This window comes from Amycolatopsis orientalis DSM 40040 = KCTC 9412, from assembly GCF_000478275.1.
Lineage (GTDB): Bacteria > Actinomycetota > Actinomycetes > Mycobacteriales > Pseudonocardiaceae > Amycolatopsis > Amycolatopsis orientalis.
Genome location: NZ_ASJB01000083.1, coordinates 659,312 through 685,303 on the forward strand (window position 1 = coordinate 659,312; position 25,992 = coordinate 685,303).

Annotated in this window: 23 protein-coding genes; 11 read left to right on the forward strand and 12 right to left on the reverse strand. The window is 69.8% G+C overall.

What is annotated here, in order from left to right:
* The first annotated feature begins 171 nt into the window (after nt 1–171).
* The gene (locus L324_RS34330; RefSeq protein ID WP_037318454.1) at nt 172–2,655 is read left to right on the forward strand and encodes a DEAD/DEAH box helicase; all 2,484 of its coding nucleotides are present in this window, start codon (nt 172–174) and stop codon (nt 2,653–2,655) included.
* Nucleotides 2,656–2,683: 28 nt separating this feature from the next.
* Here L324_RS34330 and L324_RS34335 read toward each other — a convergent pair whose 3' ends face one another.
* The 8 genes from L324_RS34335 to ssd form a co-directional block, all read right to left on the reverse strand.
* Nucleotides 2,684–3,310 carry a bifunctional DNA primase/polymerase gene (locus L324_RS34335; protein ID WP_037318456.1) on the reverse strand — a complete coding sequence of 209 codons (627 nt, stop codon included), beginning with the start codon at nt 3,308–3,310 and terminating at the stop codon, nt 2,684–2,686.
* 418 nt (nt 3,311–3,728) lie between these two features.
* Entirely contained in the window at nt 3,729–4,085 is a 357-nt protein-coding gene (locus L324_RS34340) for an Rv3654c family TadE-like protein (protein ID WP_037318458.1), read from the reverse strand.
* Complete coding sequence (locus L324_RS34345) at nt 4,082–4,450, reverse strand: TadE family type IV pilus minor pilin (protein ID WP_037318460.1); 369 nt, start codon at nt 4,448–4,450, stop codon at nt 4,082–4,084. The genes L324_RS34340 and L324_RS34345 overlap by 4 nt, the downstream gene beginning before the upstream one ends.
* The gene (locus L324_RS41885; protein ID WP_037318462.1) at nt 4,450–4,623 is read right to left on the reverse strand and encodes a DUF4244 domain-containing protein; all 174 of its coding nucleotides are present in this window, start codon (nt 4,621–4,623) and stop codon (nt 4,450–4,452) included. Before L324_RS41885 ends, L324_RS34345 begins: the two co-directional genes overlap by 1 nt.
* Before the next feature lie 16 nt (nt 4,624–4,639).
* A complete protein-coding gene (locus L324_RS34355; RefSeq protein WP_037318953.1) occupies nt 4,640–5,218 on the reverse strand; it encodes a type II secretion system F family protein in 579 nt (192 codons plus the stop codon).
* Nucleotides 5,212–5,949 carry a type II secretion system F family protein gene (locus L324_RS34360; protein WP_037318464.1) on the reverse strand — a complete coding sequence of 246 codons (738 nt, stop codon included), beginning with the start codon at nt 5,947–5,949 and terminating at the stop codon, nt 5,212–5,214. The genes L324_RS34355 and L324_RS34360 overlap by 7 nt, the downstream gene beginning before the upstream one ends.
* Nucleotides 5,946–7,088 carry a TadA family conjugal transfer-associated ATPase gene (locus tag L324_RS34365; protein WP_037318466.1) on the reverse strand — a complete coding sequence of 381 codons (1,143 nt, stop codon included), beginning with the start codon at nt 7,086–7,088 and terminating at the stop codon, nt 5,946–5,948. Before L324_RS34365 ends, L324_RS34360 begins: the two co-directional genes overlap by 4 nt.
* Entirely contained in the window at nt 7,085–8,158 is a 1,074-nt protein-coding gene (ssd, locus tag L324_RS34370) for a septum site-determining protein Ssd (RefSeq protein WP_037318468.1), read from the reverse strand. The genes L324_RS34365 and ssd overlap by 4 nt, the downstream gene beginning before the upstream one ends.
* 595 nt (nt 8,159–8,753) lie before the next feature.
* Here ssd and L324_RS34375 point away from each other — a divergent pair.
* The 7 genes from L324_RS34375 (at nt 8,754) to nicT (ending at nt 18,410) form a co-directional block, all read left to right on the forward strand.
* Nucleotides 8,754–9,551, forward strand: coding sequence for an HAD family hydrolase (locus L324_RS34375; RefSeq protein WP_037318469.1), 798 nt, complete (start codon nt 8,754–8,756; stop codon nt 9,549–9,551).
* A gap of 619 nt (nt 9,552–10,170) precedes the next feature.
* Nucleotides 10,171–12,024, forward strand: coding sequence for a glycoside hydrolase family 3 protein (locus L324_RS34380; RefSeq protein ID WP_037318471.1), 1,854 nt, complete (start codon nt 10,171–10,173; stop codon nt 12,022–12,024).
* Entirely contained in the window at nt 12,021–13,289 is a 1,269-nt protein-coding gene (locus tag L324_RS34385; RefSeq protein ID WP_037318476.1) for an exo-beta-N-acetylmuramidase NamZ family protein, read from the forward strand. The genes L324_RS34380 and L324_RS34385 overlap by 4 nt, the downstream gene beginning before the upstream one ends.
* An 11-nt stretch (nt 13,290–13,300) precedes the next feature.
* A complete protein-coding gene (locus L324_RS34390) occupies nt 13,301–15,076 on the forward strand; it encodes a serine hydrolase domain-containing protein (protein WP_152547078.1) in 1,776 nt (591 codons plus the stop codon).
* A gap of 210 nt (nt 15,077–15,286) precedes the next feature.
* Nucleotides 15,287–16,285 carry a MurR/RpiR family transcriptional regulator gene (locus L324_RS34395; RefSeq protein WP_037318479.1) on the forward strand — a complete coding sequence of 333 codons (999 nt, stop codon included), beginning with the start codon at nt 15,287–15,289 and terminating at the stop codon, nt 16,283–16,285.
* Between the two features lie 17 nt (nt 16,286–16,302).
* Entirely contained in the window at nt 16,303–17,232 is a 930-nt protein-coding gene (locus L324_RS34400) for an N-acetylmuramic acid 6-phosphate etherase (RefSeq protein ID WP_037318482.1), read from the forward strand.
* A gap of 74 nt (nt 17,233–17,306) precedes the next feature.
* Entirely contained in the window at nt 17,307–18,410 is a 1,104-nt protein-coding gene (gene nicT, locus L324_RS34405; protein ID WP_037318957.1) for a Nickel transporter NicT, read from the forward strand.
* Nucleotides 18,411–18,507: 97 nt separating this feature from the next.
* Here the strand turns inward: nicT and L324_RS34410 are convergent, their stop codons facing one another.
* The gene (locus tag L324_RS34410) at nt 18,508–19,677 is read right to left on the reverse strand and encodes an MFS transporter (RefSeq protein WP_037318485.1); all 1,170 of its coding nucleotides are present in this window, start codon (nt 19,675–19,677) and stop codon (nt 18,508–18,510) included.
* 51 nt (nt 19,678–19,728) lie between these two features.
* Between L324_RS34410 and L324_RS34415 the strand changes: the two genes are divergently transcribed.
* Nucleotides 19,729–20,034, forward strand: coding sequence for an ArsR/SmtB family transcription factor (locus L324_RS34415; RefSeq protein ID WP_037318491.1), 306 nt, complete (start codon nt 19,729–19,731; stop codon nt 20,032–20,034).
* On the opposite strand, the gene L324_RS34420 is transcribed toward L324_RS34415, so the two are convergent.
* The gene (locus L324_RS34420) at nt 20,011–20,865 is read right to left on the reverse strand and encodes an extracellular catalytic domain type 1 short-chain-length polyhydroxyalkanoate depolymerase (protein ID WP_037318494.1); all 855 of its coding nucleotides are present in this window, start codon (nt 20,863–20,865) and stop codon (nt 20,011–20,013) included. The genes L324_RS34415 and L324_RS34420 overlap by 24 nt on opposite strands.
* Nucleotides 20,866–20,983: 118 nt before the next feature.
* Between L324_RS34420 and L324_RS34425 the strand changes: the two genes are divergently transcribed.
* Nucleotides 20,984–22,258, forward strand: a complete 1,275-nt coding sequence (locus L324_RS34425) for an alpha/beta hydrolase family protein (RefSeq protein ID WP_173426432.1) — start codon at nt 20,984–20,986, stop codon at nt 22,256–22,258.
* Nucleotides 22,259–22,262: 4 nt separating this feature from the next.
* A complete protein-coding gene (locus tag L324_RS34430) occupies nt 22,263–22,847 on the forward strand; it encodes a nitroreductase family protein (protein ID WP_037318497.1) in 585 nt (194 codons plus the stop codon).
* Here L324_RS34430 and L324_RS34435 read toward each other — a convergent pair.
* A complete protein-coding gene (locus L324_RS34435; RefSeq protein ID WP_037318500.1) occupies nt 22,825–24,660 on the reverse strand; it encodes a helix-turn-helix domain-containing protein in 1,836 nt (611 codons plus the stop codon). The genes L324_RS34430 and L324_RS34435 overlap by 23 nt on opposite strands.
* Nucleotides 24,657–25,991, reverse strand: a complete 1,335-nt coding sequence (locus L324_RS34440) for an MFS transporter (protein WP_037318507.1) — start codon at nt 25,989–25,991, stop codon at nt 24,657–24,659. The genes L324_RS34435 and L324_RS34440 overlap by 4 nt, the downstream gene beginning before the upstream one ends.
* Nucleotide 25,992: the final 1 nt, after the last annotated feature.

Genomic DNA, 25,992 nt, shown 5'->3' on the forward strand with positions numbered 1-25,992 from the left:
TTGCGGGAGTGTATTGGTAGTGGGATGGCGGGCGGCAAGGCGTCCCCGGCACCGCACGTTCCGTTACCTTGTGAGGCTGATCACTGTATCGATCATCCGCGCCCCTCCCCGGGGCCCGTTCCGGTCGCGGGCGGACGTTTTCTGTCGGGGTGCTGTGCGAAGCTTCCGAAGGTGGACGGCACGGCGGAATCCGGCAAGGGCCGGCGGCTTCTCGACCGCGCGACGGCGGGTATCCCGGCTTCGCTGTACCCGGTCACCCATGTGGCCGAACTGCCCGCCCGTCCGGCGGATTCGGTGGACTGGCCGGAGTGGGTCGCGGCCCCGGTCGTCGAGGCGCTGACGGCGAGCGGCGTCGAGACGCCGTGGCGGCATCAGGCCCAAGCCGCGTCGCTGGTCCGCGAAGGCAGGCATGTCGTCATCTCCACCGGCACGGCGTCGGGCAAGTCACTCGCGTACCAGCTGCCGGTGCTCTCGGCGGTGGTCGAGGACGAGCGGACTTCGGCGCTGTACCTGTCCCCGACCAAGGCGCTCGGCGCCGACCAGTTGCGCGCAGTGTCCTCTTTGGACATCAAGAAGGTGCGCGCGGCGTCGTTCGACGGCGACACCCCGCTGGAGGAGCGGGACTGGGTCCGCGCGCACGCGAACTGGGTGTTCACCAACCCGGACATGCTGCACCGGGGGATCCTCTCTTCGCACGCGCGCTGGTCACGGTTCTTCCGGCGGCTCTCGTTCGTCGTCATCGACGAATGCCACAGCTATCGCGGCGTCTTCGGCTCCCATGTCGCGCTGCTGCTGCGCAGGTTGCGGCGGGTCGCCGCGTACTACGGCGCTTCGCCGGTCTTCGTCCTCGCGTCGGCGACGACGGCGGACCCGGCGGCGTTCGCGGCGAAACTTTCCGGGCAGGAGTGCGTCCCGGTCACCGAAGACGGCTCGCCGCGCGGCGCCCGCACGGTCGCGTTGTGGGAACCCCCGCTGTTGTCGGAACTTTCCGGCGAGAACGGGGCGCCGGTGCGGCGCTCGGCCGGCGCCGAGGCCTCCCGGATCCTCGCCGAGCTGGTCATCGAGGGTGCCCGCTCGCTGGCCTTCGTCCGGTCACGGCGGGGCGCGGAACTGACCGCGCTCGGCGCCCGGCGGATTCTGTCCGAAGTGGACGGTTCACTGGCGGAGTCCGTCGCCGCGTACCGATCCGGTTATCTGCCCGAGGAGCGCCGCGCCCTCGAAGCGGCGCTGCTGTCCGGCCGGCTGCTCGGCGTGGCGACGACGAACGCGCTCGAACTCGGCGTGGACATCGCGGGCCTCGACGCGGTGGTACTGGCCGGTTATCCCGGCACGCTCGCGTCGTTCTGGCAGCAGGCGGGGCGGGCCGGGCGCGCGGGTGACGCGGCACTGGTCGTGTTCGTCGCCCGCGACGATCCGCTGGACACCTATCTCGTGCACCATCCGGCCGCGATCCTGGACCGGCCGGTGGAAGCCGCCGTCCTCGACCCGTCGAACCCGTATGTGCTGGCACCGCAGCTGGCCTGCGCCATCGCCGAACTCCCGCTGACCGAACCGGAGGTCGCGGCCTTCGGCGGCGACGCGGCGCGGGCGGTGCTCTCCGATCTGGTCAAGGAGAAGATCATCCGGCGCCGGACGAGCGGCTGGTACTGGACTTCACGCGACCGGCCGCACGCCGACGTCGGCATCCGCGGTTCCGGCGGCGAGCAGATCGCCGTGGTGGAGGCCGATTCCGGGCGGATGCTCGGCACCGTCGATCCGGGATCCGCCTGTTACGCGGTACATCCCGGTGCGGTGTACCTGCACCAGGGTTCGTCCTACGTGGTCGACGAACTGGATCTGGAAACCGGGCTGGCCCTGGTGCACGCGGAGGATCCGGACTGGACCACGTCACCGCGCGAGATCGTCGACATCAGTGTGCTGCGCACCGAGGAGACCCGGGTGCACGGCGGGGTCACGGTGAACCTCGGCGAGGTGTCGGTGAGTTCGCAAGTAGTCGGCTACCTGCGGCGGCGTCCCTCGGGTGAGGTGCTGGACCAGACTCCGCTCGACCTGCCGGAGCAGAGCCTGCACACCCGCGCCGTCTGGTACACGATCTCGGCGGACCTGCTCGGCCCGTCCGAGGACCTCGGCGGTTCCGATGGCGTGGCGGGGACCGGGGGCCATCGGCCGGGGACCGAAGTTCTGGAGCCGGTGGGGACCGGAGGCTCCAGGGTGGGGACCGAGGATCTTGGCAAGGCACCGAGGACGTGCGCCGAGTTGGATCCGGCGCGCGTCCCCGGTGCCCTGCATGCCGCCGAGCACGCGGCGATCGGCCTGCTACCGCTGTTCGCTACCTGCGACCGCTGGGACATCGGCGGGGTGTCGACCGCGTGGCACGAGAACACCGGGGAGGCGACGGTGTTCGTGCACGATGGCCATCCCGGGGGTGCGGGATTCGCCGATCGCGGGTTTGCCGCAATTGTCCCTTGGCTGGCCGCAACGCGGGAGGCGATCGTTTCCTGCGAGTGCCCGGCCGGCTGCCCGTCCTGCGTCCAGTCGCCGAAGTGCGGGAACGGCAACGATCCGCTGGACAAGGCAGGGGCAGTGGCCGTTCTGGACACCGTGCTCGGGGCTTTGCGTCAGCACGGGGACCGGTCAGGCCACTTGGTGGTGTGAATCGATATGGCTTGAAATTGTGGGTTGATCAGGCGGCGGTGGTCAGGGTCGCCACGGGGGCGGCGGCCTTGTCACCGGCCAGCGCACGGACGAGCACGTCGTGCACCTCGGCGGCCTCGGGCAGCTGCCAGCCCCAGACCTCGGGCTTGACCCGCCAGTGCACGACACCGTGCTGGAACGGCGACGGGGGCAGCGGGATGTAGTCGTTCGCGCCGTGCCACTGGATCGAGGCCTGCGCGGCCAGTTCCTGCGGGATGCTCGCGGCGACGGTGGTGAGGAACAGCCAGCGGCCGTTCGGCATCGCGACGATCGGGGCCGGGTGACCGGTGGCGCGCAGCAGGCGGGCGGCCCGCTTGCCGAGCTCGTCATCGACCTCGATGGCGTCCAGCACGGTGCCGGTGGCCACGAGCAGGCTGTGGGTGTCGTCGCCGAACCAGGTGGCGACCTCGTGCGGATGGGTCTCGATCAGTTCACGCCAGTTGTCCTGGGCGGGGACGGGACGCCGCCAGGTGAGGTCGTCACCTTCCGGGGTGATCGCGGCGGGCTCCGCTCCCGGGAGCACCGGCCAGCCACGCCACGCGAGGCCGATCGCCTCCGCCCGCATTTCGATGCGGAAGGCGCCCCGCCAGCTGTCCGGCCAATTCGCGTCCAACATTACTGTCCCTGCCTCAGGTCAACTCTGTCCTGTGTCTGTCCTGTGCCGCGGCCACCCGGCGACCTTCTCGAGGTGGCGCACATCTCAATAAACGGCAAGTTGCACATCGGGAGAAGACCTCACGCGACAACCGGCGGTTACTTAGCGATGAACGCGCGGTAGCCCGACAGGACGGACCGAACGCCGCACGTCCGATGAACGGGCGGACGCGACCGGTACGGCGCCGTTCGTCGCAGCCGAGCAGGGCATCTCGTCCTCGTGACCCCGCTCACAGGCGAGTGGCGTGACCGTTCGGCGGAGCGCTGATCATGACTTCGACCGCTCGCCGCGCACCAACGACCGCTGCTCGCGCCCGGCGGTTACTCGCCCGTACTACCGGCCGGTCACCGCCGGGCGACCGTTCACCGTGCGACGCCCGTCACGGTGGCCGGTCGACCGGCCCGGCCCGGGCACGTGCCTCCGCCTGGCCGATGTCCGCCAGGCGTCCGGGCACCGCCGATCGCACCTCGACCAGCGCGTCGCCTCGCTCCCATCGGCAGGTCAGCAGCGTGACCGACATCCGGACGGTGACCTGCCGGGCCCGTTCGCAGGCGGCGGCGGGACCGTCGGCCGCGTGCGAAGCCGCGGCGAGCGCGGCCAGATCGGCGGCGGCCTCGGTGTGATGCCGGGTCGCGACGGCCGCGCCGATCCAGAAGGTGAACGCCGCCACGGAGATCAGGACGGCGAGGATCGAGGCCGTCCACGCGGTCGCGACCCCGCGGTCGTCCGCCTTCATGGCCCGCCGCCAGGCTCGGCGGCCGGGTCGGCGGTCGGCTCGGCGATCGCGAAGGCGCGAGAACGCAGCCGGATGCCGGGCAGCAGTCCGGCCACCGGTTCGGCCTCGACCCCGGCGGTGATGGCGTCCCCTTCGCGGACGACGTCCAGCCGGGCGCCGGGTGGCGCTATCTCCCGCACCGCCTGTTCGGCTCGGGCGGGCTGGCCGCGGGCGAGTAGCCGGGCCGCCTCACGGGCGGCGTCGGTGCAGCGGAGCTGATCGGCGGCGACCCCGATCCCGGACAGCAGCAGGGCCGAGACGAACGTCAGCGCGCCGATGCCGAGCGCGGCCTCCACCGTGACGGACCCGCGGTCGCCGCCGGGCATCAGAACTTCACCGACAAGGCGCGCTCGATGAGCGCGGTGAGCCCGGCGACGACGGCCTCGCCGTTGACGATCAGGTAGAGGACACCGGCCAGTGCCGCCGCGGCCAGGGTGGCGATGGCGTATTCGACCGTCGCCATGCCGTCGTCCTCGCCGAAGGTGGGGAACTTGCTCATGGGATTCGCCTTTCGTTCAGAGGAAGCCGTCGAGACGGCCGGCGAGGCCGAGCACGACGGGCAGGACGCCGAGGCAGAGGAACGCGGGAAGGAAACAGAGACCGATCGGCGCGGCCAGCAGCACTCCGGCCCGTTCGGCACGTTCCTCGGCTTCGGCGGAAAGCGACTCGCGCAGCCGGGACGCGAGATCTTTCGCGTGCGCCGCCAGCGCGGTGCCCGCCCTCGCGGTGCGCACCGCGGCGACGGACAGTTCGGTCAGGCCCGGCCGGTCACGGACCGGAGCCCAGGCGTCGGCGGGTCCGACACCCACGGCGAGATGCGCCGCGACCGAACGCAGCGCCGTCGCGGTCGCCGCTGACGCCGACGGCGCGACGGCTTCGAGCGCGACGGGCACCGGGAGCCCACCGGCCAGACAGGCGGCCAGGAGGTCGAGGGTGGCCGCGGAGCGGAGGAGTTCGGAGCCGCCCTTGTCCCGCGCCGTCCGTTCCCGGAGCCACGTGAGGAGACGTCCCGGCCGTGCGGCGACCCAGGGACCGTGACGTGGCCAGCAGCAGAGCGCGGCGCCCAGCAGGATCAACGCCGTTCCGGTCAGCATGGCGCCACCCGCCCGGTGAGTGCCCGGCACCAGGCCGTACCCGCCCAGATCAGCCCGGCGCCCAAAACGAGCAGCAACCGACCGACGCCCGTTTCGGTGAGGACGCGGACCGGACCCGCTCCCATCGCCTCTCCGAGCGGCAGGCAGACCAGCGGGAGGACCGCGAGCACGGTGGCGCTCGCCCGGGGGCCTGCCATCTTGGCCTTGAGACGGCGGCGGAAACCGGCCGCCGCCTCGGCGTCCCGGCGTGCGGCGTCGAGCACGTCGGCCATCGGGAGCCCGTACCTGCTCGCGAGCGCCCACGCGTTCACCAGCGCCGGTGGCGCGTCGGGATCGGCCGTCCCGCCGAGCCGGGCGGCCGCGATCAGCCCGCGCAGCCGTCCGGACGCCGCGGGCACCGCTTCCGCCGCGGCTTCGGCCGCCGTCACCGGATGGGCGCCCGCCCGGAGTTCACCGATCATCGTCCGCAGTACGGACGCGGTGAGTTCGGCTTCGGCCATCGCCGCCTTCGCCCGTGCCCGGTGCCGGTGCTCCTGGCGGACGGCGAGGGTGAGCATCAGCGTCGCCGTCGCCCAGCCGAACCCGAGAACCGGCAGGACGAGCACAGCAGGCAACAGCCACCAGCCCACGCGAACGGCCCGAGGGAGGCGCCATGAGAACGAGGTGCCCGCCACCGGTCTCGGCCAGCAGGCCAACGCCGCGCCGCAGGAAAGGAGGAACCACGGAGTCACGCCGCCATCTCCTCGAACGGTGTCTCGTCGCCGATCCAGTGGCCCTGGCTCCACACCGGCACGACCTTGGCCTCGCCCCGGAACGACCGCAGCACGCCGACCTCGTCCAGCCGCCGGATCCCGCTCGGCAGGCGGCGCATGTGCAGGACGACCCGCACCGCCGCGGTCAGCTGGCTGTGCAACGCGTCCCGTTTCAGTCCGCCCAGCGCGGCCAGCGCCTCCATCCGGGCCGGGACCTCCGACGGCGAATTGGCGTGCAGGGTGCAGGCTCCGCCCTCGTGCCCGGTGTTCATCGCGTTGAGCAGCGCGCAGACCTCTTCGCCCCGCACTTCGCCCACGACCAGCCGATCCGGGCGCATGCGCAACGCCTGCCGGACCAGTTCGCCGAGTCCGATCTCCCCGGCGCCCTCGACGTTGGCGGGGCGGGCGATCAGGCTGACGAACTGCGGATGGTCCGGTTGCAGTTCACCGGCGTCCTCGACACAGACGATGCGTTCGGCCGGGGACACCGCGCCGAGCAGCGCGGAAAGCAAGGTCGTCTTGCCCGCCCCGGTCCCGCCGGACACCAGGAACGCGAGCCGTCGGCGGAGGACCGAATCGAGCAGCTCCGCGCCGCTGGTGCCGAACGCCCCGCGCAAGCGCAACGCGGCGAGGTCATGGGTGGCGGGACGCAACACGCGGAGCGAAAGGGAGGTCCCGGCCGGCGCGATCGGCGGGAGGATCGCGTGCATCCGGATCCGGCCGTGCGGTCCCACTCCCGGCAGCCAGCAGTCGGTGAACGGTTGGGCGTCGTCGAGCCGCCGTCCGCCGGCGAGGGCGAGTCGCTGGGCCAGCCTGCGGACGGCCTCTTCGTCCGCGAAACGGATCTCCGTCCTTTCGAGACCTTGTCCTGTGTCGGTCCAGACTTCGTCCGGCGCGGTGACGAGAACGTCGGTGGTGCAAGGGTTTTCGAGAAGCGGCGCGAGCGGCCCGGCGCCGACGAACTCGTCACGGGCCAACCGCACCGCTCCGAGGACGGCGTCCTGCCCGAGCGCGCCGCCCGCTTCGGCGCGGACCGCCCGCGCGACGCTCACCGGATCCGCCGGGACGGCCGATCCGGCCAGCCGCCGCCGGACCCGCTCCACCAGATCGTCGCTCATCGCGGCACACCGGCCGGATTCCCGTGCGCGGCCGCGAGGACGTCGGCGGCGGCCGAGGCCAGTTGACCGCGATGCTTGAGGACGAACTCGCCGCGGTCGAGCGCTGCCGACAGCGACCGCTCTCGGCCCATCGACGCGATGAGCGGGGCGCCGACGGCGTCGGCGATCTCTCGCGGGTCCAGTCCGGTGGGAGACGGCGTGCGGACGGCGACCCCGATCCGTGTCGACTGAGGTTCGAGTCTGGCGAGGACCTGTCTCGCCGCGGCGCAGGCGCGGAGTTCCGCCGGGACGACGACCACGACCAGATCGGCCAGTCCGAGGACCGTGGCCGTCTCGGCACCGAAATGCCTCGGCAGATCGCAGACGACCGTCCGCCCCGCCCGCCGTCCGGCGTGCAACACCCCCTCGATCGCGGCCGGCTCTGGACCCCGCCCTTCCCGGCCATAGGACACAAAGGACAGTGCTCCGGTCGCGTACCGTTTCCGCGGCAGGGCTTCACTCAACGCCGTCATGGACACCCGGCCGCCGAGGTCGAGCTCCGGCCACCGCGGCCCGCGATCGCGTTCGGCGGCGAGGAGGACGTCGATGCCGCCGCCGAGCGGGTCGCAGTCGACGAGGAGCCCGCCGTTCGCGGTCTTCTCCGCCCGGTACGCGACGGCGGCCGCCAGCACGGAGGCCCCGGCTCCGCCCCGGCCGCCGATCACGCCGATGACGACGCCGTCGTCACGGGCGGGCCCGTCGACGACGTCCGCGAACGCGCCGATGAGGTCGCCTTCCTCCTCCGGGAGCGAAAGGACCTTCTCCGAACCGGTGTTGAAGGCACGTTCCCAAGTCAACGGTGTCGGCGCGCCCTTGCAGACGAGCAGAACCTTGTTCCGCCGCAGCAATTTGCTCGGCGTCCGCGCGGCTTCCTCGTCGAGCACGACGAGCGGCGCGCGGGCCCACCTCCCGCGAGCGGCGGCCAGATCGGGTGCGCGTTCGACCTCGCAGCCCGCGGCCGCGGCCACGCGCAGGATCTCGTCGAGCAGGACGTCGTCTCCGGCGACGACGAGCGGATGTTCCTCGGCCATGACTCCCCCAGGGGTTCGGTCGGACTCGGTCTGTGACTCCACGGTCGCGCCGCGTCCCGGTCCGCACAACGCCATTCCTTCCCACCTGTGGACAACTGGGGTGTTGTGGACAACTCCGACGGCGGAAACCCATTTCCCACCGTTTCCGTCGGACCCTTCTGGCACACTTTCCGGCTTTTCGCACCGAGCGCGCCTTCTCGTCTCACCACCCATGAAAGGCGTGAAAAAGCTTGCGAACAAAGGAAAAGTGGCGACGAAAGGGCGATTCAGCCTTGATTCAGCGAAGTTTCCGCGACCGACGAGGTCTGAACCATTGGCGGGGCGGGAAAATAGAGGGCGGCCCTCGCCAGGGGGGAGGGACGAGGGCCGCCTGGGGTTCAGCCCCGGGGGGTCGGACTGAACCTGGGCCCGGTACGAGACCGGACATTCTCACTGTAACTCCGGTACCGGCCCGTTGCGGCGGACAGCGGTACCCACAATTCGGTAACGGCACGACACGCCGGATCCGGTGCGCGGTCGCGAATTTTCCACCGCCGTATCCCGATCGTGGTCGACCAACGGGCGAGCCGCCGTCCGGCTCTCCTATCCTTGGCGGGTGGCCCAACCCAGCACGACACCGAGCCCGGTCGCGGCGTTCTTCGATCTCGACAAGACGATCATCGCGTCCTCGAGCGCGCTGGCCTTCAGCAAGCCCCTACTGCGCGAAGGCCTGATCAACCGCCGAGCCGCGCTTCGCAGCGCGTATGCCCAGCTCGTCTTCTCGCTCGCGGGTGCGGACGCGGCGAAAACGGAGCGGATGCGGGCCGAGGTTTCCGCACTGTGCACCGGATGGGACGTCGCACAGGTATCCGCGATCGTTCGCGAAACGCTGCACGACGTCGTCGACCCGCTCGTCTACGCCGAGGCCGCCGAACTGATCTCCTCGCATCGCGCCGACGGTCACGACGTCGTCGTGCTTTCGGCGACCGGCGAAGAGGTCGTCGCCCCGGTCGCCGAAATGCTCGGCGCGACACGGAGTGTGGCCACGCGGATGCAAATCGTCGACGGCCGCTACTCCGGCGAAGTCGATTTCTATTGCTACGGCGAGAACAAGGCCGTCGCCGCGAAGCAACTCGCGGCGACCTACGGCTACGACCTCACGCAATGCCACGCGTACACCGACTCGAGCACCGACATCCCGCTCCTCGAAGCCGTCGGACGGCCGCACGCGGTCAATCCCGACCGCGTCCTGCGCAAGCACGCGACCGAACAGGGCTGGGAGATCCTCGCGTTCGAGCACCCGATGTCGCTGCGGACCCGGATCCCGGCCCGCTCGGCGGGTCTGGTGGCGCTCGGAGCGGTCGCCGCGGGCGCCACCTGGTACGGCTACAACCGGCGCAAACGCACTCGCTGAGCGCACACCCATACGGCGGTACAGGGCCGGTTTTCGCAGCCAGGGCCGCGAATTGTCCGTCGCGGAGGGTGCCCGTGTCACTAGATCGAGCCTCTGTACCGGTGCACCCGTCTGCGCACTTGAAGTGACCCGGCTCACGGCGTAGAAAGTAGGTGCGGACGTTCGGTCGGCCAGGGAACAGGTAGAAGAGAAGCCTGTTCCACCCCGGCGAATCTCCGTGTGCGGACACCGGGTACCCACGCGCAGCGCGCCGCGGGAGGCTCGTCGTCTAGGGACTGCGTACCGGGACGCCGGACGCCGAGTCCATGAAGGTACGACCAGAGTTGCACGCTTGGTCGCCCGAGTGGTCCGCACTGACTGGCGGCGCCCGCCGGCTTCGGCCGACGGGCGCCGCCAGTGTTTTGCCCCTCCTTTTCGTCGTGACCGGTCCGGTCACGCACCGGCGACGCTCCCGTTTCCCGTCGTGACCGGCCACTTCGCGTCCCTTTGTGTATGAACGGTCCGTTCGTGCGAGTGGCTGATGGACAACCAAAGTGCTCGTGGGTAGCTTCCGGATATCAGTGCTTCCAGGTGGACTTCTTTCCATCTGAGAGTCAGGCACGAATCTGGGAGGCTTGAGGTGACGACCCGAACCGCGCACGCCCGTCATCGGAGGATCCATGCGCTCGCACTGCCCCTCGCGGGTCTGCTCACTCTCGCCGCCGGAGCCGCGGCGGGCGTTCCGGCCACCGCGCAGCCGGTGACGGCGGACGCGGAAGCACAGCGGACGCTGCGCGGGCTGAGCCTGGAGGAGAAGGTCGGGCAGCTGTTCGTCACGTGGGTGAACGGGAAGTCCGCCGACGAGGTCAACGCCAAGAACAAGGCCGACTTCGGAGTGGACACCCCGGCGCAGGTGATCGAGAAGTACCACCTCGGCGGCGTCATCTACTTCAACAACGACAGCCGCGACAACTTCGACGACCCGGTACAGGTCGCCAAGCTGTCGAACGGGCTCCAGCGGGCGGCCGTTCGCAGCGGTGCCCGCATCCCGCTGCAGATCGCGACCGACCAGGAAGGCGGCACGGTCACCCGGATGGGTTCCCCCGCCACCGAACTGCCGAACGCGATGGCGATCTCGGCGGGCCGCGACACCACCGCCGCGCAGGAGGCCGCGCGGATACTGGGGCACGAGCTGCGCGCCGTCGGCATCAACCAGGACTTCGCGCCCGACGCCGACGTGAACTCCAACCCGGCGAACCCGGTGATCGGCGTCCGTTCCTTCTCCGGCCGCCCGGAGCTGGCGAGCCAGTTCGTCGCGGCACAGGTGAAGGGCTTCCAAGACTCTGTCGACGCGCCCTCGGCGGGAAAGAGCACCTCGGGCTGGGGCCGCCGCACCGAAACCGTGTCTGCCGCCGCGAAGCACTTCCCCGGTCACGGTGACGCGGCCACCGACAGTCACCTCGAACTGCCCCGGATCGACCGGAGCGAGGCCAGCTGGCGCGCGACCGACGTGCCGCCGTTCAAGGCCGCCATCGAGGCGGGCATCGACTCGATCATGAGCGCGCACATCCAGTTCCCCAGCCTCGACCCGTCGGGTGAGCCCGCGACGCTGTCGAAGCCGATCCTCACCGGCAAGCTGCGCGGAGAACTCGGCTACCGCGGCGTCGTCGTCACCGACTCGCTCTCGATGGACGCCGTGCGCGAGATGCACACCGACGCGGAGATCCCGGTGCTGGCGCTCAAGGCTGGCGCCGATCAGCTGCTCATGCCGGTGAACCTGGACCTCGCGATCAACTCGGTGCTCGACGCGGTCCGCAAGGGCGAGCTGACCGAACGCCGCATCGACGAGAGCGTCCTGCGGATCCTCAAGCTCAAGCTGCACCGGGGCATCCTGACCTCGCCGTTCGTCGATCCGGCCAAGGTCGCCTCGAAGGTCGGCACGCCGGCGAACCTCGCGACCGCGCAGGGCATCGCCGACCGCTCGGTCACCGCGATCCGCAATGACGGCGGCGTCCTCCCGCTCAAGCAGCAGCCCGCGAAGACACTCGTGACCGGCTGGGGCGTGAGCACGACGGCGTCACTGGCCGCGAAGCTCACCGCGCACGGCACGAGCGCGACGGCGCTGCAGACCGGTCAGACCCCGACCGACGCGCAGATCGCGCAGGCGGTCGCGGCGGCGCGGAACGTGGACCTGGTCGTGGTGCTGACCAACAACGTCGGCACGTATCCGTTGCAGGGCAAGCTGTTGCAGGCGCTGGCCGACACCGGGAAGCCCGTGGTCGCCGTCGCCGCGCAGATCCCCTACGACGCCGGCTACGAGAACCCCGTCAAGACCTGGCTCGCGACGTACGGGTACATCTCGCCTTCGCTCGAGGCGCTGGCGAAGGTGATCCTCGGGAAGGTGAAGCCGCAGGGCAAGCTGCCGGTGGACGTCCCCGCGGGCAAGGACGTGGGCACGGTGAAATACCCCTTCGGACACGGGCTGACCTGGTGAACCTCAACCGTCGTCACTTTCTCGCCGCGGGCGCGCTCGCGGTCCCCACGCTGACGGCCGGGTCCTCGGTCGCGCAGGCCCAGGCGCCGAGCGAGAGCAAAGGTCCCCCGCTCACCCGCACCGGAGCGGAGGTCCTCGCGGCGCGGGGCTGGGCGCCGCTGTCCGGCCGCAAGCTCGGCGTGCTGTCGAACCCGACAGGTGTGCTGGCGAGCGGCGATCACATCGTCGACTCGATGGTGGCCGCCGGAGTCCGCCCCCTCGCCGCGTTCGGCCCCGAACACGGTTTCCGCGGCAGCGCGCAAGCGGGCGGTTCCGAAGGCGACTACACCGACCCTCGCACCGGCGTCCCCGTCTACGACGCGTACGGCGCGGACGCGACGAAGCTCGCCGGGATGTTCACGAAGGCCGGCGTCGACACCGTCGTCTTCGACATCGCCGATGTCGGCGCGCGGTTCTACACCTACATCTGGTCGCTGTACACGGCGATGGTCGCGGCGGCCAGGGTCGGCGCGGCCGTGGTCGTACTGGACCGGCCGAACCCGTTGGGCGGCAAGGCCGCCGGGCCGATGCTGGACCCGGCGTACGCGTCGGGCGTCGGCCGGAAGCCGATCGTGCAGCAGCACGGCATGACCGTCGGCGAACTCGCGCGGTTCTTCGCCGCCGAGTTCCTGCCCGCCGAAGGGGTCACCCCGGGCAGGCTGGAGATCGTCGAGGTCCGCGATTGGCGGCGTGACCAGCTCTTCGACCGCACCGGCCTGACCTGGGTCCCGCCGAGTCCGAACATGCCGACGCCGGACACCGCGCTCGTCTATCCCGGCACCGGGATGTTCGAAGGCACCGTGTTCTCCGAAGGCCGCGGGACCACCAGGCCGTTCGAGATCATCGGCGCGCCGGGCCTCGATTGGCGCTGGCGCGAGAAGCTCGGCGAGCTGCGGCTTCCCGGCGTGAAGTTCCGTGAGGCGTACTTCGTGCCGACGTTCGGCAAGTTCGTCAACGAGCCGTGCGGCGGTGTGCAGGTGACGATCACGGAGCCGCGGGTGTTCGACGCCATCCGCACCGCGGTCACCATGTTCGTCACCGCGAAGCAGGTGCATCCGGACAAGTTCAAGTGGCGGCCCGACAACTTCCTCGACAAGCTCTCGGGCTCCGACAGGCTGCGCACGATGGTCGACAAGGGCGCCGGGGTGGACGAGATCGTCGGCTCCTGGCAGGCCGAACTGGCCGAGTTCGACCGGAAACGCCGTCGCCATCTCATCTATCGCTGAGGGGAACGACCTTGCGTGTTAGGAAGAGCCTGATCGCGGCTGTTTCCGTCCTGGTCGCGGCGACCACGCTGTCGACGGCGGGAGCACAGGCGATTCCGGGTACCGAAGACCAGGGAAACCGCGCGGCCGGGCGGTTCGACCGGCCGCGGGTGGGTTTCGCGCCCCCTTCCACCGTCCTGCGTGACGGCGCGCCCGCGGACGTCGGGCTCGACCCGGCGCCGATCAAGGCGGCCGAGAGCTTCATCGACGGCTGGACGAAACCGGACGCCACCGGGCATCCGCACTTCTCCGGCGCGGTCGGGCTGCTGGCGCACGACGGCGTGATCGTCGAACGCCAGGCCGTCGGCGGCGCGGTCCGCTACGCCGACGCGAACGGCACCGAGCTGCCGCCGGAGCAGCAGGTCCCGATGCGTGCGGACACGATCTTCGACATGGCTTCGATCTCGAAGCTGTTCACCTCCATCGCGGTGATGCAACTGGCCGAGACCGGCAAGCTGGAGATCTCGGCGCCGGTGGTGCGGTATCTGCCGGAGTTCGGGGTGAACGGCAAGGAGGCCGTCACCGTCCAGCAGCTGCTCACCCACGTGTCGGGGTTCGCCGCGACGCCGCTCCCGTCACTGTGGGAGGGCTACCCGGACATCCCGTCGCGCCGGAAGGCCGTCCTCGACAGCCCGCTGAAGAACCCGCCGGGCAGTACGTACCTCTACTCCGACATCAACCTGCTGACGCTCGGCTTCCTGGTCGAGAAGGTGGCCGGAGCGCCGCTGGACCAGGTGGTCCAGGACCGCATCGCGGCACCGCTGGGCCTGGCCGACACCGGGTACAACCCGCCGGCCTCGAAACTCGCCAGGGTCGCGGCGACCGAGTACGCCGCGAAGCCGCCTCGGGGACTCGTGCGGGGCGTGGTCCACGACGAGAACGCGTGGTCGCTGGGCGGCGTCGCCGGGCACGCGGGCGTGTTCTCCACGGCGTCCGACATGGCCGTGCTGGCGCAGACGATCCTCAACGGCGGCGCGTACCGCGGTCACCGGATCCTGCGCGAGGAGACCGTGCGGGCGATGCTGACGAACTACAACCACAAGTTCCCCGACAACTCTCACGGACTCGGCTTCGAACTCGACCAGCCCTGGTACATGGGCGCGCTGTCGGCGCCCTCGACCGCCGGGCACACCGGGTTCACCGGGACGTCCTTGGTGATCGATCCACTCTCGCGGTCGTTCGCGATCCTGCTCACCAACCGCGTGCACCCGACGCGGACCTGGGGCTCGATCAACCTCGCCAGGGAGACGTGGGCGAGTTCGCTCGCGAAGGCGATGGCTGTCCGCCCGGTACGCGGGCGGGACGCCTGGTTCAGCGGAGCCGGAGACGTCTCCACGGCCACGCTCACGACCCAGCCGCTGCGGACCTCCGGCGGACCGCTGAAGGTCTCCTTCGATGCCTTCGTGGACACCGAAGGGCCCGCTGATTCGCTTTTTCTGGAAATAAGTACCGACGACGGAGCGACCTGGAAAACGATTACTCTGCGTGCAAACGGACCAGGGGCTCCCGCGGGCGACCAGACCGGTCTCGGCGGGCATGGTCATCGGGCGTGGTGGCGGGTCGCCGCCGAAGTGCCACAAAGCTCACAAATCACCCTCCGCTGGCGTTACACGACCGATGCTCGTTACACCGGGCGCGGAATTTCTTTGGACGGTGTGAAAGTCACTGAACGCGGCCACATACTGCTGGACAGTGAGCATAATCCCCCTACTTTCGTCGCTACCGGTTGGAAGTTGAGCACTAGGTAACCGGGCAGCTCCGATGCGCTGACCGTACGGCCCCGTTGACCGGGACACAGCCCCTTGCATCGCGACACTAAGTTGCCAAGTCGTTAGCTCGACCTCGTTAACGGCCTCGACCTGGTTAGCGACTTTCTGGTCAACGATTAATCGCAAATCGAATCCGCAGACACGGATAGGTTGCGATCTTCCCGAAGGGTGTGGGTAGCCTTGTCGCAGATGCCAACGGTTAGTAACTTTCCCACGGTGGGCGATACCGATTCCGTAATCGCGGCCGCACCGTCCGAGGCCGTGCCGGCGCAGCCGACACGGGACGCTGACGCGAGCCCGCTTGTCCGGATCCGCTCACTTCTGCCTGGGCTCGCCCGGGCGGAGCAGCGCGTCGCGAAGGTCGTCCTCGACGACCCGGCGACGGTCGCGCGGCGCAGCATCACCGAGGTCGCGCTCGCGGCCAACACCAGCGAAACCACCGTCACGCGGTTCTGCAAGGCCGTCGGCGTCGGCGGTTATCCGCAGCTCAGGATCGCCTTGGCGGCCGACACCGCCCGCACGGAGGCCCGGTCGAGCCGGAACCTCGGCGGCGAGATCGGCCCGGAGGACGACCTGGCCGCCGTGATCGGCAAGGTGAGCTTCGCGGACGCCCGTGCCGTGGAGGAGACCGCCGACCAGCTCGACATCCCGTCGCTACAGCGGGTGATCGATGTCCTGGCAGGCGCGGGCCGGGTGGACGTCTACGGCGTGGGCGCGAGCGCGTTCGTCGCCGCGGACCTGCAGCAGAAGCTGCACCGCATCGGCCGGGTCAGCTTCGCCTGGTCCGACACGCACATCATGCTGACCTCGGCCGCCGTGCTGAGCCCCGGAGACGTCGCGATCGGCATCTCCCACACGGGCGCGACCACGGACACCGTCGAGGCGCTGCGGGTGGCTCGCGAGCACGGCGCGATCACCGTCGCGGTCACGAACTTCCCGCGTTCGCCGATCACCGAGGTCTCCGACCACGTGCTGACCACGGCGGCACGGGAGACGACGTTCCGTTCCGGTGCGACCGCCAGTCGCATCGCGCAGCTGACCGTCATCGACTGCCTGTTCATCGGTGTCGCGCAGCGGCACATGGACGCGTCGGTCAACGCGCTCGACGCGACCAGGGACGCGGTGGGTTCGCACCGGCTGGGCGTACGGCCCGACGGCAGGCGACGGCCGCGGGAAACCGGCAAATGAGCGAAAAAGTGAGGCGCATGATGACCGTCCCACGCCAGGTGGTGCACGTCGATTCGCCAACCGAACAGCGCAATCCACGGACGACCGACATCGACCTGATGTCGACCATGGGCATCCTCGGTGCGATCAACGCCGAGGACCGCCGGGTCCCCGAAGCCGTCGCGGCCGTTCTGCCGCAGGTGGCCCGGGCGGTCGACTTCGCCGTGGAGGCGCTGCGGTCGGGGCACCGCGTGCACTACTTCGGGGCAGGTACCTCCGGCAGGCTGGCGACGTTGGACGCGGCGGAGCTCGTGCCGACGTTCAACGTGCCGTCCGACTGGTTCATCGCGCATCACGCGGGCGGCGCGCGCGCCCTGCGCCAGGCCGTCGAAGACGCCGAGGACAACGCGAAGGCCGGAGCCGCCGAGGTGGCCGAGGACGTCGCGTCCGGTGACTTCGTGCTCGGGCTGACGGCTTCCGGCCGGACGCCCTACGTGCTCGGCGCGCTGGCCGCGGCCAGCCGTCGCGGTGCCCGTACCGCCCTGGTTTCGGGCAATCCGGCCGCGGTGACGCCGCCCGGTGTCGATGTCCTCATCGCGGTGGACACCGGCCCGGAAGCGATCGCCGGGTCGACGCGGATGAAGGCGGGCACGGCGCAGAAGATCATCCTCACCGCGTTCTCGACCGCGACGATGATCAAGCTGGGCCGGACGTACTCGAACCTGATGGTCAGCATGCGCGCGACCAACGCGAAGCTGCGCGGGCGGACCATCCGGATCCTGCGCGAGGCCACGGGCATGAGCATGGCGGACTGTTCCGACGCGCTCACCGAGGCCGACGGCGACCTCAAGGTCGCGCTGGTCCATCTGTTGTCCGGCGAGGACGTCGCGAACGCGGCGAAGGCGCTGGCGGCCAGTGATGGCCACGTACGCAAGGCTCTCGACTCCCTGCGGGTGCGCGCGAGCTGAACCAGCAACGATTGCCCATCACCTGCTCATCTGCTTAGGCTCTCAGGTATTCACGACTGAGAGGCCGGGTGGTCATGAGCACCGGCGGACGAACCCGTTCATCCCGACGCCTCGCGCTCACGCGACGCGAACGGGCGTCCCTGGCCGGAATGGCCGGATTCATCCTGCTGCTGAACGTCGTGGGCTGGGGGGTCCTGACACTTTTCGTGGCGCCGCGCGGCTATGCGCTCGGCGCCACGGGTGTGTTCGGGATCGGCCTCGGCGTCACCGCGTTCGTGCTGGGGATGCGGCACGCGTTCGACGCGGACCACATCGCCGCGATCGACAACACCACCCGCAAACTGATGGCCGAGGGGCAGCGGCCGCTTTCGGTGGGTTTCTGGTTCTCCCTCGGGCATTCGACGATCGTCTTCGCCCTGTGCCTGCTGCTGTCGCTCGGCGTCCGCGCGCTCGCCGGCGCCGTCGAGGACGATTCGTCGGCGTTGCACCGGGCGACCGGGCTGATCGGGACGTCCGTCTCGGCGGTGTTCCTGTACCTCATCGGGATCATGAACCTGGTGGTGCTGGTCGGCATCGTGAAGGTGTTCCGGCGGATGCGGCGTGGCGAGTTCGACGAAGCGGCGCTGGAGCGGCAGCTCGACAACCGCGGCTTCATGAACCGGCTGCTCCGTGGCGCCACGAAGGCCGTACGCAAGCCGTGGCACATCTACCCGATCGGCGTGCTGTTCGGGCTGGGTTTCGACACGGCGACCGAGATCAGCCTGCTGGTCCTCGCCGGTGGCGCGGCCGCGTTCTCCCTGCCCTGGTACGCGATCCTGGTGCTGCCGATCCTCTTCGCCGCCGGGATGACGCTGTTCGACACCGCCGACGGGTGCTTCATGAACTACGCGTACGGCTGGGCCTTCGCGAGGCCGGTGCGGAAGATCTACTACAACCTCACCGTGACCGCGCTTTCCGTCGCGGTCGCGCTGCTCGTCGGCACGATCGAGCTGATCTCGATCCTCACCGAACGACTCGGCATCACGACCGGACCGCTCGCGGCGATCGGAGCGCTGAGTCTGGACTACGTCGGCTACGCGGTCGTAGCGCTCTTCGTGCTCACGTGGCTCTTCGCGCTTCTCGTCTGGCGCTTCGCGCGGATCGAGGAGCGCTGGTCGGCCCACCTGCCCGCCAAGTAGGCCTCTGACCTGCAAAAAGAGAGCAAGGGACCTTTGCTATCGCTTACTTAGCGTACCTACGCTAACGATAGCAAAGGTCCCTTGCTCTCACTTTTGATCAGGCGGGCTGAGGCACCGCAGCCCGCGAAGGGACCGAAAGCGCGAAGGCGAGCAGAGCGACGAAGGCAGCAGCGGGACCGACCCACCAGACGCCCGCCGACGACAGGACGACGCCGCCCAGCGCGGCACCGAGGGCACCCCCGCCGTAGATCGCGGAACCGTTGAGCCCCAGAGCGACCGTCGGCGCGTCAGGCGCCAGCGAGAACAGCCGGTGCTGCTGCGGCACCATCAGCATCCCGCCGAAAGTCCCCGAAGCCAGCGCAAGGACCAGGGTGCTGGGCAGGCTCAGCACTGCGACGTCCAGCAGCGCGAACGTCACGACCGTGCCGATCAGCGAGACCGAGCGGACGCGGGCTGGGCCCAGCGAGTCGGTGGCCCGGCCCGCGAAGGCGTTGCCCGCGATCTGCCCGATCCCGAAACCGACGAGCAGCCACGAGATCGTCGCGCCCGCCGCCACCGGAGCCACCAGCACCGGCAAGTACACGAAGGCCGCGAAGCCCGCAGCGGTGCCGAGAGCGCTCACGCCGAGCACGCGCGCGATCGGCGGCCGCGCGACGACGGCGAGCCTGTCGCGCAACGACACCGTCGACATCCGAAGTCCGGGCAGCAGCGGCACGAGCAGCATGACGACCAGCGCCACCGCACCGATCCCCCACATCACCGCGCGCCAGCCGAACCAGGTGCCCGCCAGCACCCCGATCGGCACGCCGAGCACCATCGACACGCTCATCCCGTTGGAGACCGTGGCCAGCGCGCGGCCGCGGCGCTCGTCCGACGCCAGGGCACCGGCGAGCACATAGGCGTTGGACTGGAACGCGGCGGCGCCCAGTGCGGCCAGCACCCGGGCGACGGCGACCACGGCGAACGACTCGCCGAGCGCCTGGCCCGCCATGCCGATCGTGAACAGCACCATCCCGGCCCCGAGCACCCAGCGCCGGTCGAGCCGTCCGGTGAACGCCGCGATGAGCGGCGAGGAAACCGCGTAGGTCACCGCGAAGACCGTGGTCAGCTGGCCCGCGACGGCTTCGGAGACGCGCAGATCCGCGGCGATGACAGGCAGCAGCCCGTTCATGACGAACCCATCCGTGCCGACGGTGAACGTACCGACGGCGAGTATCAGAAGAGCCCCCAGAGCGAGCCGATCATTTGATGATCGTCGAATCGTCATACGGGGTATAGTGGCGTGACAATTCGATGCCTGTCAAATAGTTGGAGCGAAGTGAGCAGCACGCTGCCGCAGCCGTCGATCGACGAGATCGAGATCGTGCCGGTACTCCAGGCGCTCGCGGATCCCGTACGCCTGGAGCTGATCCGCGCCCTGCGAAGCAACCCTTCGCCGCGAAGCTGTGCCATCACCGAGTACGACGTCGAGATCAGCGCGCCGACGCTCTCCCATCACTGGAAGGTCCTGCGCGAGGCCGGCCTCACGACGACGTTCGTCGAGGGCCGGACCCGCTGGGTCGAGCTACGCACCGAAGACATTCACAAGCGCTTCCCCGGCCTACTGGACGCTGTCCTCGCCTAACCGCCACTTCGCCGCCAGCTCTCCCGCCGCGCAGACGCCGACGTCGAGCAGGTACGGCCCGGCCTGACCGCATCCCGACGACGGTGCGATCGGCTGGCCGTGGCCCATGCCTTCGATGGCGTGCGTGTCGACGGCGGCGCCGACGTCGGTCCACTGCTCGGCAAGCTCGCGCAGGTTCATCGGGGCGGCCGTGTGGTCCGCGGTCCCGTGCCAGACGCTGACCGGCGGACGCGGCCCCGTACTCGCGGCCCGCACCTTGTCACCCCACTGCTTCGGCGTCAGGTCCTTGCCGGGATTCATGCACGGATACGCGTCGATCATCGAAGCCGCGCACCCGTACGGCAGCCCGGCGACGACCCCGCCGCCCGCGAACAGGTCCGGATACGCCGCCAGCATCACCGAAGTCATCGCCCCGCCCGCCGACAGCCCGGTCACGTACGTCCGGCTTCCGGCCGCGAAGCGCGTCATCTGCGCGATCGATTCCGCTTCCCCGTATCCTCGTTTGACGTCGCCCGTCTGGAACCAGTTGAAGCATTTACTGAAGTTGTTCGCCGAAACCTGTTCAGGCAGAACGAGTTTGAAACGCAATTTGTCCGCGAGCCCGACCCAGCCGGAGCCACGCGCGTATCCGGCCGCGTCCTGGGTGCAGCCGTGCAGCACGACCACCGCCGGACGTCCGGAAGGCAACCCGTCCGGAACGTATTCGAACATCCGCAACGCACCGGGATTGCTCCCGAATCCGGTCACCGGGCGGATCGTCGCCGCCTCCGCCGGAGCCGAAAAGAGAAGGGTCAATGCCGAAACCACCGCGCCGATGAGGAGTTTTCGCATCGTCCGAGGCTAAAACCGTCACCGGCGGGTTTCCACGTGGAAGACCACCACAGCGGCGGCCGGTTTTGTGTGGTCGCGACGGGTACCGGCATCCGGAAACGCCACTTATCGTCGGCCGATGCGGCTCTTCCTGGTCCTCGCGACGATGCTGGCCCTGATAGTCCCCGCCGAAGCGTCGGCGAGTGAATGCGCGCGAGTCCGCGTTCCCGGGGCCACGAAACAGCAATTGTCCTGTTTGGACGATCTGACCACCACCGGCACCCTGGCCACCGGGCATACCGTCCAGGCCGATTGGGCGGGACTGACGTCGGCCGGTTTCCCCGCTCCCAAGGGCGTTCCGGGCATCCAGATCGACGGCTATTTCCCGGACACGTCGACCGCCAACACCGCACACGGCTGGAACCACGACGCGCAGTTCGTGCTGCGCCTGCCCGACCGCTGGAACGGCGGCCTCGTGGTCTCGGGCTCCCCCGGCGTGCGGCGGCAGTACGCGAACGACCGCGCGATCGGCGACCAGGTACTCGCCGCGGGGTACGCGTTCGCCGCGACCGACAAGGGCAACACCGGCGCCGGCTTCCACACCGACGGACGCCGCCCCGGTGACGCGCTCGCGGAGTGGAACTCGCGGGTCACGCAGCTGACCATCGCCGCGAAAGCCGCCGTGGCCCACCGCTACGGACGCCCGCCGAGCCGCACGCTCGCGGCCGGGATGTCCAACGGCGGCTACCTCGTCCGCTGGCAGCTCGAGAACCGGCCATGGCTTTACGACGGCGGGATCGATTGGGAGGGAACGCTTTGGCATGAGGACGGCCCCAACCTGTTCACCTTCCTGCCGCCCGCCATCAAGGCATATCCCGCCTACGCCGCCGGTTCCGAGGCAGCGCGCCAAAAAATTCTCGACGCCGGGTTCGCGCCGGGCTCGGAATTCCTGTGGCCGTACCACGACGACGTCTACTGGGGGCTGACGCAACGCATCTACCAGGCCGAATTCGATCCGGCGTTCACCGGGGACGACTACGACTACGCCGCTCGCCCGCCGTCGGTCCACCGCGCGGTCGAACGGATCTCGCTGACCGGCCGGATCGGCAGACCGCTGATCACCCTGCACGGCACCCTCGACACGCTCCTCCCCATCAGCCGCGATTCCGACGTTTACCAGCGGATGATCGCCGAACAGGGCCGCGCGGGGCTGCAGCGCTACTACCGGATCGTCGACGGCAACCACGTCGACGGCCTGTACGACGCGTTCCCGGACAGGTTGAGGCCCATCGGCCCGTGCTTCCGCACGGCGTTCACCGCGCTCGAAGGCTGGCTCGACGGCGTACGCCCGCCCGGTTCGGCGACGATCCCCCGCGCGGACGGCGACCTCGCGGCCAGTTGCGCACTAAGCTGATCACATGGAATTCCAGGACGTCGTCCGACGCCGTCGCATGGTCCGGAAGTTCACCGACGAGCCCGTCGCCGAGGACAGCCTCCGGCGCATTCTGCGCAACGCGCTGAAAGGTCCCTCGGCCGGTTTCTCACAGGGACAAGGATTTCTCGTCCTCACGGGCGAGGAACTCGCGAAATTCTGGGAGTTCGGGGCCAGCTGGGCGCCGGAATCCGTGACCACGGCACCGGTCGCGATCGTGCCGCTCTCGGTCAAGAACGCCTACCTCGACCGTTATGCCAAGCCCGACAAGGGGGTCGCCGATCGCGACGAGTCGTGGTGGCGCGTGCCGTACTGGGACATCGACACCGGGATGGCGACGCTGCTGATCCTCCAGACCGCGGTCGACGAAGATCTGGGCGCGGTGTTCTTCGGACTCGCCCCGGAAAGCGTCGAGCGGCTCCACAGCGAATTCGGCGTACCCGAGGATCACGACCCGATCGGCGTCGTGGCACTCGGCCACGGTGACGAATCCGGCCCGTCGCCTGGCTCGTCGGCGACCAAGATCGCTCGCCGCGACTTCGACGACGTCATCCGTTTCGGTCATTGGTGAGGCGGTGCAGCCTGAGCGCGAGCTGGAGTTCCAGCGCGCGCTCGGGCGCCTGCCATTCCTCGCCCAGCAGCGACGCGATGCGGTCCAGCCGCTGCACGACGGTGTTGACGTGCACGTGAAGGAGATCCTTGGCGCGCGTCAGGTTTCCGCCACAGGCGAAGTACGCGCGGAGTGTGCCGATCAGATCCGTGCCCCGGCGTTCGTCGTAGTCGAGCACCGGGCCGATCGTCGCGGTCACGTACGCGCCGAGATCGGCGTGTTCGGCCAGCAACAGCCCGACGAAGCCGAGGTCGGCCATGCTCGCACCCTCGCCCGCCCGGCCCAGTGCCAGCAGCGACGCGACACATCGGGCTGCTTCGGCGTGCGCCTCGGCCAGCGCCCGCGGTGAGGCAGCCGGGCCCGCCGCGCCGACCGTCACCGCGCAGTCCATTGTGGACGCTAGTTCCGCCGCTGCCGAACGGGCCAGCGCGCCGGGATCCTCGCCCCGGACCAGCAGGACGACCTCGTCGGCGTGGACACCGACCAGATCGGCGTGCCGGGCGGCGGCCATGGCCAGCCTTCGCCGGGAGACAGCGTCGGAATGCGCGATCAGCACCGCGTGCGGTGTCGACAAATCGACCCCGAGACGACGTGCTCGCGCCAGCAAAGCGGCCGGATTGCGGCCGGGCGCGGTGAGCAGATCCGACAGCAGCTCCCCGCGCACCTCGTCCTCGGCCCGCGCCACGGAGCGGCGTTGCATCAGCAGTACCGCGGTGACCACGCCGGCCCGCTCGAACAGGCGGCGGTCCGCCTCGCCGAGTGACGGCCCGCCGCTCAGCACCAGGCTGCCGAGGAATTCCTGTCCCGCTTGGACGGCGCACAGCCAACCGTCCTCAGTGGACACGGCGCGCCCGCTCGCCCTGGACGCCGACACCGCCGTCCGCGAAAGGCTCGAGTCCCCGCCGGTCCTGGCCAGGACGACACCCTCGGCGTCGTAAACGGCGATGGCACCATCGAGCACGTCCGCGACCGCGGCGGCGACCTCGGCCAGGTCGCCGCCGCGCAGCACGAGATCCATCAGCCGGTCGTGCGCGTCTTCGGCGCGGCGCATCGCGTCGTTGTGCGCGCTGATCGTCGCGTTGGCGGCGTTCAGCTCGGCGACCGCGCGGCGCGTCTCGTCGAGCAGATGCGCGTTGTCCAGCGCGATCGCCGCGTGGTCGGCCAGCGAGGACAGTAGCGCGACTTCTTCCGGACTGAACTCCCGCGTGCTCCGGTCCGAGGCGAACAGGACGCCGATGACCTTGCTGCCGATCGCCAGCGGCACCCCGAGGATCGCCGTCAGGCCCTCGTCGCGCACGCCGGTGTCGATCGAGGACGTATGGCGGAACCGCTTGTCGTTGAAGTAATCCGCCGTCGCGTACGGCCGCGCGGTCTGCGCGACCAGCCCGCCGAGCCCCTCGCCCATGCCCAGCACGATGTCCTGGAACAGCGCGGAAACCGAGCCGTCGGTCACCCGGACGTAGGTGTTCCCCTCGGTCTCGTCGTTGAGGCTGAGATACGAGACGTCCACGCCGAGGAGCGCCCGCGCCCGCCGCACGATCGACCGGAGGACGGCGTCCGGATCGTCCAGTCTGGCGAGGTCGCTCGCCGTGTCGAACAGCGCCGCCAGCTCCGCCTCGCGCCGCCGGTGCTCGGCGACGGTGTCGCGGATCCGCAGCGCCAGCTCGGTGGCCTTCGGATCGACCGGGACCCGCGCCAGCTGCTCGCTGCCCGCCCCGGAGGCGAGCAGTTCGAGCAGCCGGCGCAACTCTGCGGAACTGTCCACAACGGTCATGCTGACACGTGAGCGGGCTCCGTGAGAACTTCGGAATGGAGGGACTCACCCTTGGTCTCCCGGGCGGCGAGGAGGGCGATGACGGTCAGCGCGCACATCGCGACGACGTAGAGCGAGACCGGGATCGTGCTCCCGAACTCCTTGAACAGGGCGACCGCGATGAGCGGCGCCACCGCGCCCGCCGCGATCGACGACAGCTGCCCGCCGACCGAGAGACCCGTGTAGCGGACCCTCGTCGGGAACTGTTCGGAGAAGAACGCGGCCTGCGGGCCGTACATCGCCCCGTGCAGCACCAGCCCCACGGTCGCCGCGAGAATGATGACACCGGAGTTCTTCGTGTCGAGCATCGCGAAGAACGCGAAACTCCACACCGCCATGCCGATCGCGCCGAACAGATAGACCGGGCGTCGTCCGATCCGGTCGGAAAGCTTGCCCCACAAGGGGATCGTCACGAAATGCACGGCCGAGCCGATGAGCACCGCGTTGAGTCCCGCCGATTTCGGCAGGCTCAGCCCGGTGGTGACGTAGACCAGGATGAACGCGGTGATCACGTAGTACGAAACGTTCTCCGCCATCCGCGAGCCGATGGTGATCAGCACCGCGCGCCAGCTCTTCCGGAACACCTCGACGACCGGTGCGTGCGTGGTCGTGTTGTTCTTCTGCGCGGCCAGGCTCTGTTGTAAAAGCAAAAAGGCCGGGGATTCGCTGATTGCGAGCCGGATCCACAGCCCGATCACCACGAGGACCCCGGAAAGCAGGAACGGGATCCGCCAGCCCCAGCTGAGGAAGGCCTCGTCCGACTGCGTCGCGGCGAGCACCGCGAGGACCGCCGTCGCGAGCAGGTTCCCGCCCGGGGCACCGCATTGCGGCCACGACGCCCAGAAGCCGCGTCGCTTGTCGTCGCCGTGTTCGGAGACGATCAGGACGGCGCCGCCCCATTCCCCGCCGAGTGCGAAGCCCTGCACCAGCCGCAGCAGCGTCAGCAGGATCGGCGCCAGGACACCGACGGAGGCGTACGTCGGGAGGATGCCCATCGCGCAGGTCGAACCGCCCATCAGCAGCAGGCTCAGCACCAGCAGTTTCTTGCGGCCCACCCGGTCGCCGAAGTGCCCGAACACCAGCCCGCCGACCGGCCTGGCGAGGAAGCCGACGGCGTAGGTGAGGAACGCGAGCAGCGTGCCGGTCAGCGGATCGTTGGTGGGGAAGAACAATTTGCCGAACACCAGCGCCGCGGCGGAGGTGTAGAGGAAGAAGTCGTACCACTCGATCGTCGTGCCGATCAGGCTGGCGCTGACGACCTTCGCGATCGAGCCGCGGTTCTGCGTGGTCACC

Coding starts and splice junctions, on each gene's coding strand:
- L324_RS34355 (WP_037318953.1), bottom strand. CDS start 5,218: ATGCTGACCGGAACGGCGTTGATCCTGCTGGGCGCCGCGCTCTGCTGC.
- L324_RS41885 (WP_037318462.1), bottom strand. CDS start 4,623: ATGAGCAAGTTCCCCACCTTCGGCGAGGACGACGGCATGGCGACGGTC.
- L324_RS34400 (WP_037318482.1), top strand. CDS start 16,303: ATGATGACCGTCCCACGCCAGGTGGTGCACGTCGATTCGCCAACCGAA.
- L324_RS34430 (WP_037318497.1), top strand. CDS start 22,263: ATGGAATTCCAGGACGTCGTCCGACGCCGTCGCATGGTCCGGAAGTTC.
- nicT (WP_037318957.1), top strand. CDS start 17,307: ATGAGCACCGGCGGACGAACCCGTTCATCCCGACGCCTCGCGCTCACG.
- L324_RS34345 (WP_037318460.1), bottom strand. CDS start 4,450: ATGCCCGGCGGCGACCGCGGGTCCGTCACGGTGGAGGCCGCGCTCGGC.
- L324_RS34395 (WP_037318479.1), top strand. CDS start 15,287: ATGCCAACGGTTAGTAACTTTCCCACGGTGGGCGATACCGATTCCGTA.
- L324_RS34425 (WP_173426432.1), top strand. CDS start 20,984: ATGCGGCTCTTCCTGGTCCTCGCGACGATGCTGGCCCTGATAGTCCCC.
- L324_RS34365 (WP_037318466.1), bottom strand. CDS start 7,088: ATGAGCGACGATCTGGTGGAGCGGGTCCGGCGGCGGCTGGCCGGATCG.
- L324_RS34435 (WP_037318500.1), bottom strand. CDS start 24,660: ATGACCGTTGTGGACAGTTCCGCAGAGTTGCGCCGGCTGCTCGAACTG.
- L324_RS34335 (WP_037318456.1), bottom strand. CDS start 3,310: ATGTTGGACGCGAATTGGCCGGACAGCTGGCGGGGCGCCTTCCGCATC.
- ssd (WP_037318468.1), bottom strand. CDS start 8,158: ATGGCCGAGGAACATCCGCTCGTCGTCGCCGGAGACGACGTCCTGCTC.
- L324_RS34410 (WP_037318485.1), bottom strand. CDS start 19,677: ATGACGATTCGACGATCATCAAATGATCGGCTCGCTCTGGGGGCTCTT.
- L324_RS34340 (WP_037318458.1), bottom strand. CDS start 4,085: ATGAAGGCGGACGACCGCGGGGTCGCGACCGCGTGGACGGCCTCGATC.
- L324_RS34420 (WP_037318494.1), bottom strand. CDS start 20,865: ATGCGAAAACTCCTCATCGGCGCGGTGGTTTCGGCATTGACCCTTCTC.